The organism is Streptomyces spiramenti (genome assembly GCF_012034385.1).
Classification (GTDB): domain Bacteria; phylum Actinomycetota; class Actinomycetes; order Streptomycetales; family Streptomycetaceae; genus Streptomyces; species Streptomyces spiramenti.
Genome location: NZ_JAAVJB010000224.1, coordinates 1 through 8,164 on the forward strand (window position 1 = coordinate 1; position 8,164 = coordinate 8,164).

The window sequence follows — 8,164 nt, forward strand, 5'->3', positions numbered from 1 at the left end:
ACGCGCCAGGGCCGCCGGTGGCGGTCGGCGCCGCCGCTGACCGCCCGGGGCCGTCCCCCCGGCCCGCGAACGGTCGGATCCGTCCCCGGGCACCCGCGGTGCCGCGGCGCGCCCGCGTCGGACCGGTGCCGGCGCCGGTCGCGGTCAGTCCGGGGGGCGGGCGGCCCCCGGCTGTTCCGGGTCCGCGGCCTCCCGCCGCCGCGGCGTGCGGTCCCGCCGGGCCTCGACGTAGATGGCGAAGCCGTCGAGCAGCGCGCGCAGGCCGATCTCCATCGCCTCCCGACCGCCCACGGCGAAGGCGTCCTCGTCCAGCACGGCGAGCTGCGGATAGGCGCCGGTGGTCACCGCCTCCCGCACCAGCGGCAGTTGCGTCTCCCAGAACTCCTCGTCCGAGACACCCGAATCGGCGGAGACCTGCTGCTGGAGGATGTGCGTGCGGGCGGTGCCCGCCACGAACGCCTCCACGTTGACGATGACCGCCACCCGTTCCCGGTCGGTCAGGCCCAGCCCGTCGAGCATCGCGAGCACGCGGTCGGTCGAAGCCAGTGCGTTGGGTCCCAGGACCGGGCGCGACTGGTTGATCTGGAGCAGCCACGGGTGGGCCAGGTAGTGGTCCCAGCTGCGGTGGGCCGCGGCCTCCAAGCCCTCACGCCACCGCTCGCCGCCCGGAAGGACCTTGTCCCCGCGGGTGCCGAGGACGTGGTCGAGCATGAGGTCGAGCAGTTCCCCCTTGCCGGGCACGTACCGGTAGAGGGACATCGTGCCGACCCCGAGCTCGGCGGCGACCCGGCGCATCGACAGCGCGGCCAGCCCCTCCCGGTCGGTCAGACCGACGGCGGCACGCACGATCTCCGTCAGGGTCATACCGGGACGGGGGCCGCGGCCGGCGGGCTCCTTGCCGTGCCAGAGCAGTTCCATGGAGCGGCTGATGTTGCCGCTGCCGCTGTGCTCGATCGTCATGGTCGCCGCCTGCTCCGGTCGTCGTGCAGCCGAGTGTAAGGCGTGCGGTCCCGGCCGCCGCCTGGTCCCGCTCCCCGAGCCCCGGCGGGTGCGCCGGAGCGCCAACCGCGTGAAACTGCTGGTCGCGGCCGGGTTCGGCGCCCTGTCCCGGTGCCGCCCGCGCCCACTCGCGCCGACCGCAATCCGCTCCTCGGCGCCGCCCCGGCAGCCCCTTCTCGGCAGCCCGCCCAGGCCCCGGGGTCGACCTGGTGGCGCCCCCGCCGTCAGCCGTTCGGGGGACGGCCGCGACCAGGGGGAACCACCACGTATCACGGCCGCGTCCTGGGACGTATGCGGCGCTATGCACGGCGGGCCAGGCGCACCGCCCCGGTCCGGGCTGTGGTCTTCGACATCGGCGGGGTCCTGGAGTTCACCCCCTCCCTCGGCGTCACCGACAAGTGGGAGCGGCGCCTCGGCCTGCCGCCCGGTGAACTCAACCGCCGCGCCTCCGACGTCTGGCGCGGCGGCAGCGTCGGCACCCTCACCGAGGACGGAGTGAACCGTGCGCTCGGCGAACGACTCGGCATCGACCAGGTGATCGTCGCCTCGCTGATGAACGACGTGTGGACCGAGTACCTGGGCACCCTCAACACCGAACTGTGCAGCTACGCGCGGGCTCTGCGGCCCCGGTACCGCACCGGCATCCTCAGCAACAGCTTCGTCGGCTGCCGGGAGCGCGAGCAGAGCCGCTACGGCTTCGAACAGCTGGTGGACGACCTCGTCTACTCCCACGAGGTCGGCATGGCGAAGCCGGACCCCCGGATCTACCGCCTCAGCTGCGAGCGGCTCGGCGTCTCCCCGGAGGAGACCGTCTTCGTGGACGACAACCCCGCCTGCGTCGAGGCCGCCGGCGCACTCGGCTTCCACACGGTCCACTTTCGGGACACCGCCCAGACCATCGCCGCCATCGACGGGCGCCTCGCCGCCGGCTGACCCGCCGGACCCGGTCGGCTCCCCGCCGTGGCCGGTGCCGGTCTCCCCCGCCCTGCCGTCGACGTTCGGCCGTGTGACGGGGAACGCTGCCCGCGGGCACCGCGGGGACCGGTCGACCACGGCGGTGGCGTGCGACGGAGAGTTCGGGTGATCGCGCCACTCCGCGCGGCATCCGGGCTGTTCCCGGTCCGCGCCCCTGCCCGGGGCCGCGTCTCCGTCCCCGCCCGCGTTCCCGCTGCCGCGAGCTCTCGCCGACCGCGGAGGAAGGGGACAGCCGCTCGGGCGGTTCCGGGCCCGGCCCGCCCGGACGCCGTGGTGCGGCTACGCCGTTCTGCTACCGGCTGTGGTCCGGATCGAGGCTCTCGTACCGGGCGTTGATACGCCGGGCCTCGTCGAGCTGATCCTCAAGAATCACGATGCGGCAGGCGGCCTCGATGGGGGTGCCCTGGTCCACCAGCTCCCGGGCCCGCGCGGCGATCCGCAGCTGGTAGCGGGAGTAACGGCGGTGGCCGCCCGCTGAACGAAGCGGTGTGATCAGCCGGGCTTCTCCGATCGCGCGCAGGAAGCCCTGGGTGGTGTCGAGTATCTCGGCGGCCCGGCCCATGGTGTAGGCGGGGTAGTCGTCGTCGTCGAGACGCCCGTTCGAATCGTCCGCTGCCATTGCACCTCTCTCTGTGTGTGGAACACGCTGGAGGGGCCCGGGTGCTGTATGGCACCCGGGCCCCGAAGGAACTGCTAAACCATCTGCCGACCCTGATGGGGCGTCGGCCCTGTGTTTCCGCGCACCCGACCTCTACGGCGTCGGGTGTGCGGGGATCGCGGTTGCTCGACCGGAGACCACCTCACTATCGATGTCCTGCGGTACCCGGACTCGGAGATCCGTCCGGGCGATCCTGATGGCGCTTGGCTCCTCCGTTCTTTCCCTCTGGATGAACTGCGTACCGCCGGCAACCCTCACCGACGCCGCTCCCGGTACGTGCGCCCGCAGCCGACGCCTTTACCGGGACTGCTCCGCTGCGCGCTGCTGTTGCCACTCGTGGTGGCCCCTGATCACTACGGGCCACCCGACACGGTCGCCAGTCTCGTCGCCCGCACGGGTACTGCTTCGGCTTCGAGACTCCACCACCGCGCCGTCATGCGCTCGCGGGTACTGCTTCCCGGCAGTTCATCCTCTGCCGGGCCCTTCTCGATCTCGGCTACGGCAGAAGCATAGGCACGCCCGGCGGTGAATGTCTACTACGGCCGAGATAGATTTCGGATTCCTGCGGGGTGAGGTAGTCGAAGGCGGCCACGAACCCGTGCAGCGGCGGGGGTGAGCCCCGAACGGCCCCCGGCGACACGCGTGCCCGGCCCCGCCCCGGCCGACCCGGGGGGCGGGGCGGTGGGGCACCCTGGTGGGCACCCGACCCCTGCGAGGAGAAGGAGCCAGCGTGCGGGTAAGGCAGGACCTCGACGACGTGCTGCGCGGGATGGACGGCGCGCCCTACGGCCAGTACAAGCGGCTCGCCGGCCTCTGGCAGCTGGACGGCGGCGCGTTGCTCCGACTCGTCCGCGGCCAGGCCGACCCGTTCGCGCCGCCCGCCCGCCTCGCGGTGCGCCTCGGGCCGGAGGCCGCCGGCCTGCCGGCCGAACTGCTGCGGACCGACGACCGCCGCCGGGCCGTCGCCGCGTACCTCGCCGCGACGGCGGCCCGGTCGGCCGGGGACGGCCCGCTGCGGGTCGACGGCGGCGGCCAGGAGGTGCTGCACCGCTCCTCCTGCGTCGTCGATCCCGACGGGACCGTCACCGTCCGGATGGGCGCGCCGCTGCCCGGCCGGGGGCGACGGATCGACGGTCCCGCCGCCCGGCGGCTGCTCTGCGACCAGGTACCCGCGCTGCTGGCGCGGCTGACCCACCGGTCCCTGGACGCGGCCGAGCTGCGGCGGTACGTGGCGTGCGTCGAGGACTCCGTGGCGCTGCGGCGACACCTGCCCGACCTCGGGCTTGTCGCCTTCGTCGCCGACGGGGCCGTGCTGCCGCGCCGCAGCGGCGTCAGTGACCGCCCCGCAGCAGGGCCGGACGTGGTGCCGTTCACCTCACCGTCCGAGCTCCGCACCACCGTGCAGCTGCCGCACGCCGGCGAGGTCAGCGGCATGGGCGTCCCCGAGGGCGTCACCCTCGTCGTCGGCGGCGGGTTCCACGGCAAGTCCACCCTGCTGCGGGCGCTGGAGTCCGGCATCTGGGACCACGTGCCCGGCGACGGCCGGGAGCTGGTCGTCGCGCGCGCCGACACCGTCAAGGTGCGGGCCGAGGACGGCCGCCGCGTGGCCCGGGTGGACGTGCACGCCTTCGTCGACGGCCTGCCGACCGGCGCCGATACCGCCGACTTCTCCACCGACAACGCCTCCGGGTCCACCTCGCAGGCAGCCTCGCTGTGCGAGGCCGTCGAGGCGGGCGCCCGGGTCCTGCTGATCGACGAGGACACCGCGGCGACCAACCTCATGATCCGGGACGCCCGGATGCAGGCGCTGGTCGCCGCCGACCGCGAGCCGCTCACCCCCTTCGTGGACCTCGTCGGCTCGCTCCACCGCGACCACGGCGTCTCCACGGTGCTGGTGATGGGCGGCTCGGGCGACTACATGGAGGTCGCCGACCGGGTGCTGATGATGGACGCCTACCGGCCGGCCGACGTCACCGCCCGCGCCCGCGAACTGGTGGCCGACGTCCCGACCGGCCGGATGGCCGAGGCCGACCGGTTCCCCGCGGTCACCCACCGGGTGCCGGTCCCCGGCTCCCTGGACCCGGCGGTCCGTGGCCGGCCGAAGGTGCGCGCCCGGGGCGCCGACACCCTCAGCTACGGCGAGGACGACATCGACCTGCGGGCGGTGGCCCAGATCGCGGACGGCCGACAGGTGGCCGGGGTCGGGCTCGCGTTGCAGGAGCTGCTGCGCGGCGGGCACGTCGACGGCCGTCGCACGCTGGCCGAAGCGCTGGACCGCCTGGAGGAGCACGGCGGCCTCACCACCGAGGCGCTGCTCGCCGTGCGCGACGAGGAGTTCGCGGTTCCGCGTCGACACGAGGTCGCGGCGGCGCTCAACCGGTTGCGCTCACTGCGGATCGCGGCACCGCCCGCCTGACCCGCCCGCCTGACCCGCCCGCCTGACCCGGGCGCCCTCCGTACCCGCGCGCCAGGCTCCCCGGCTCCGTGGCCCGCCGCCGCGCGCCTGCCGCGCCTGCCCGACCTCTGCTCCCGCGCCGCGGCGGGCCTCCGACGGCTGCCCCGGCGCGGGGGTGTCGGGGTCGGTCGCCGCGGAGCGTGCCCCCGCCCCGCCGCGGGCGCGGGTGCGCCGCCCTTTCGGTGGAACGCCGCCCGCGACCGGTGGCCATGTCTGGCCACCGATTCCCGCCGCGCCTGCGCTCGACCGGGTGGCGCCCGTACTCGCCGTGACCCTCGGTGAGACCGCGGGGGAAAGGTCGTTCGCGCAGCTCATCGAGCATGTTGCTACGCTTCGCGACCAGATGAACACGGCCGGATGTGCTGTGCGCGGTGCCGGGGCGCCCCGGTCCCCGCACGGCCCGGCGCACCATCCCGGGGCGGGCTCGGCCCGGTCGGTTCCGGTCCGCCGGACCGTCCCGCCCGCACCGGCCACGCGCCGGCGCCGCCCGACCGCTCCGTGCCCCGCCCCGCCGCCGGCCACCGCGCCGCCGCGCGCTCCTACCTCCACCCGGACCCGCGTCCGGCCGCCCGACCACGGCCCACCCGACCGGTTTTCTCCGACCCGGACCTCACCCGCGCCCCGCCAGCCGCGGGGACGCACGCGCCCACGGGAGTGCAGTGACCCAGACCTCGAACACCCCGCAGACCTCGATCCCCCCGCAGAGCCCGACCGACGCCCCGGCCCCGATCGACGTGCAGGGCTGTCCGTTCCGCCACGACAACGCGCTGGAACCCGACCCCTTCATGGAGCGCATGCGGCAGGAGGCGCCGGTCGCCCGTGTCCGCATGCCCTACGGTGAGGGCGAGTGTTGGCTGGTCACCCGCTACGCGGACGTCAAACTCGTCACCTCCGACCGTCGGTTCAGCCGGGCCGCCCTCGTCGGGCGGGACTTCCCCCGGATCACACCGGCGCCCATCGCGCAGTCGGAATCCATCAACCTGATGGACCCGCCGAACCTGAACCGGGTCCGGCGGCTGATCACCAAGGCGTTCACCACCCCGCAGGTGGAGGCGCTCCGCCCCTGGACGCAGCGCACGGTCGACTCGATGCTCGACGCCATGGTGGCCGAGGGCCCGCCCTCCGACGTCGTGCGTCACCTCTCGGAGCCGCTGCCGCTCCTGACCATCTGCGAACTCCTCGCCATCCCGGAGGAGGACCGGCCCGCGCTCCGCGGGCACGCGATGGCGATGATGTCGATGCGGGCTGCGGACGAGCAGTCCGCCGTCGCCGCGAGGATCGCGCTGCGCGCCTACTTCAGCGAGCTCACGCTGGCGCGCCGCCGTGACCCCGGTGACGACCTGATCAGCGGCCTCGCGACGGCACGGATCGGGAACGAGTCGCTGAGCGACGACGAGCTCGCGGTGCTCGCGATGCTGCTGGTCGTCACCGGCCACGACACCACCACCTACGACATCAGCAACTTCGTCTACACGCTGCTGACCCACCCCGAGCACCTGGCGCAGCTGGAGCGCGAGCCCGAACTGGTGCCGCAGGCGCTGGAGGAGATGCTCCGCTACGTACCGTTCCGGCAAGGCGTCGGCATCCCCCGGGTAGCCCTGGAGGACGTCGACATCGACGGGGTGACGATCCGCGCCGGGGACACCGTCCACGTCTCCTACCTGACGGCCAACCGCGACGACCTCGTCTACGAGAACGCCGCCGAGCTGGACTTCCGTCGCGAACACCCCGTGCCGCACATGGCGTTCGGCTACGGGGGCCACCACTGCCTGGGGTCGCACCTCGCCCGCATGGTGCTCCAGGTCTCCGTCGGCTCGCTCATCGCCCGGTTCCCGGGCATGCGGCTGGCGGTTCCGATCGAGGACGTGGAGTGGAACACGGTCTCGATCTGGCGTTACCCGCTCGCCCTTCCGGTCACCTGGTGAGGAGCCCCATGACCACGCTGTGCCGTCCGGCCATCGCCGTACCCGAACACGTCATCACCCGCGAGCAGACCCTCGACCTCGCACGCAGCCTCCACCCCGACCACCCGCAACTACCGCTCGCACTGCGGCTGATCGGCAACACCGGCGTCGAGACCCGGCGACTGGTCCGACCGATCGAGGAAACGCTTCGCCACCCCGGAGCGACCGTCCTCAACGCCATCTACGAGGCCGAGTCCAAGGCCCGGGTCCCGGACGTCGTTCGGCGAGCGCTCGCCAACGGCGAGCTGGAGCCGGAGGACATCGACCTCATCGTCTACGTCTCCTGCACCGGCTTCATGATGCCCTCGCTGACGGCGTGGCTCATCAACACCATGGGATTCCGGCCCGAGACCCGGCAGTTGCCGATCGCGCAGCTCGGCTGCGCCGCCGGTGGCTCCGCCATCAACCGGGCGCACGACTTCTGTTCGGCCTACCCCGGCTCCAACGTGCTGATCGTCGCGTGCGAGTTCTGCTCGCTCTGCTACCAGCCCACCGACCTCGGAGTGGGCAACCTGCTCTCCAACGGGCTGTTCGGTGACGCGGTGGCGGCGGTCGTGATGCGCGGCGAGGGCGGCACCGGCGTCCGGCTCCAGCACAACGGCTCCCACCTGGTACCCGGCACGGAGAAGTGGATCTCCTACGTCATCCGGGACACGGGCTACCACTTCATGCTCGACAAGCGGGTCCCCGGCACGATGTCGATGCTGGCGCCCGCGATGCGGGAGCTGGCCGACCGTCACGAATGGGACATCTCCGGACTGGACTTCTACATCGTCCACGCCGGCGGGCCCCGCATCCTCGACGACCTCTGCCACTACCTCGGGCTGCCCCCCGAGATGTTCCGGTACAGCCGTGCGACGTTGACCGAACGCGGCAACATCGCTGCGGCGGTCGTCCTGGACGCCCTGGACCGGCTGTTCGCGGACGGCGGCGTCGCGGACGGCGCCCGGGGGGTGATCGCGGGGTTCGGCCCGGGCATCACCGCCGAGATCAGCCTCGGCAGCTGGACCGGCGGCCCCGTCGTACCGGAGGTGACCGGCTCGGTGGCCGTGCCGGCCGGGCGCGGCGCCACCGCCGCGGGGCCGGCCGTCGCGGGCTGACGAGACCGCCCGC

Annotated in this window: 6 protein-coding genes; 4 read left to right on the forward strand and 2 right to left on the reverse strand. The window is 73.7% G+C overall.

Annotated features, from left to right (window positions below):
* Positions 1 to 144 precede the first annotated feature (144 nt).
* A complete protein-coding gene (locus tag HCJ92_RS19950; protein WP_167934996.1) occupies positions 145 to 960 on the reverse strand; it encodes a TetR/AcrR family transcriptional regulator in 816 nt (271 codons plus the stop codon).
* 378 nt (positions 961 to 1,338) lie between these two features.
* Between HCJ92_RS19950 and HCJ92_RS19955 the strand changes: the two genes are divergently transcribed.
* Positions 1,339 to 1,932 (forward strand): HAD family hydrolase, encoded by a 594-nt coding sequence (locus HCJ92_RS19955; protein ID WP_338054278.1) that lies wholly within the window; start codon positions 1,339 to 1,341, stop codon positions 1,930 to 1,932.
* A 334-nt stretch (positions 1,933 to 2,266) separates the two neighbouring features.
* On the opposite strand, the gene HCJ92_RS19960 is transcribed toward HCJ92_RS19955, so the two are convergent.
* A complete protein-coding gene (locus HCJ92_RS19960; protein ID WP_167934998.1) occupies positions 2,267 to 2,593 on the reverse strand; it encodes a MerR family transcriptional regulator in 327 nt (108 codons plus the stop codon).
* A 769-nt stretch (positions 2,594 to 3,362) separates the two neighbouring features.
* Here HCJ92_RS19960 and HCJ92_RS19965 point away from each other — a divergent pair.
* The 3 genes from HCJ92_RS19965 to HCJ92_RS19975 all read left to right on the forward strand — a co-directional run bounded on the left by HCJ92_RS19965 (position 3,363) and on the right by HCJ92_RS19975 (position 8,151).
* A complete protein-coding gene (locus tag HCJ92_RS19965) occupies positions 3,363 to 5,048 on the forward strand; it encodes a P-loop domain-containing protein (protein WP_338054279.1) in 1,686 nt (561 codons plus the stop codon).
* A gap of 767 nt (positions 5,049 to 5,815) precedes the next feature.
* On the forward strand, positions 5,816 to 7,012 hold the full coding sequence (locus HCJ92_RS19970; RefSeq protein ID WP_338054281.1) for a cytochrome P450: 1,197 nt from the start codon (positions 5,816 to 5,818) through the stop codon (positions 7,010 to 7,012).
* Between the two features lie 8 nt (positions 7,013 to 7,020).
* Positions 7,021 to 8,151 (forward strand): type III polyketide synthase, encoded by a 1,131-nt coding sequence (locus tag HCJ92_RS19975; protein WP_167934999.1) that lies wholly within the window; start codon positions 7,021 to 7,023, stop codon positions 8,149 to 8,151.
* The last annotated feature ends 13 nt before the right edge of the window (positions 8,152 to 8,164 follow it).

What these genes read in the sequence shown, in the direction of transcription:
- HCJ92_RS19950 (WP_167934996.1), bottom strand. Translation starts at nt 960, where the DNA reads ATGACGATCGAGCACAGCGGCAGCGGCAACATCAGCCGCTCCATGGAA.
- HCJ92_RS19975 (WP_167934999.1), top strand. Translation starts at nt 7,021, where the DNA reads ATGACCACGCTGTGCCGTCCGGCCATCGCCGTACCCGAACACGTCATC.
- HCJ92_RS19960 (WP_167934998.1), bottom strand. Translation starts at nt 2,593, where the DNA reads ATGGCAGCGGACGATTCGAACGGGCGTCTCGACGACGACGACTACCCC.